At 48.1% G+C, this 445-nt stretch carries 1 protein-coding gene; it reads right to left on the bottom strand.

Features of this window, described 5'->3' with window-relative positions; all coding sequences use genetic code 11:
* Positions 1-12 precede the first annotated feature (12 nt).
* Positions 13-445: YugN family protein (locus tag IAI51_RS27780; RefSeq protein WP_222944315.1), on the bottom strand; the 433-nt coding region annotated here is incomplete at its 5' end.

Consider the following 445-nt stretch of genomic DNA (forward strand, 5'->3'; position numbering starts at 1 on the left):
TATGAGACCTGCTTAGGCTTCCAGAGCGGCTTTAAACTGCTGAAGCTTCTTGGTTGCAATCCCCATGATGGACGACGGAATCGGAGATTCGTATTCCAGCCCGTGAGGGAAAGTCGCTTTGCCCATGTACACGGCTTCAATTTGCAGCACAGCGCTTGGGTGTTCCAGCTTGCCCTCCACCGCACGGGTGTTGATCCGGACGAAATACTCCGAATTGGTGTTTTTATCTTCGATCTTATAGTCATATGTAGCGCGGTAGTATTCCCACTGCCAGCGGACAAAGCCTACTTTCTCGGCTACTTCGTCCATAAACGCCAGGTCGGCTTTGATGCCGTCCAGTCCCGTATTTTCAAAAATCATGGTTACTAAATCCTCCTCTATTGGTTGCCTGTAAAGTTCTTTACTCATGATATTATGTTTTAAACACTTGTGCAAGCCTTGGCAG

The organism is Pseudomonas sp. N40(2020), from assembly GCF_014472415.1.
Classification (GTDB): Bacteria; Pseudomonadota; Gammaproteobacteria; order Pseudomonadales; family Pseudomonadaceae; genus Aquipseudomonas.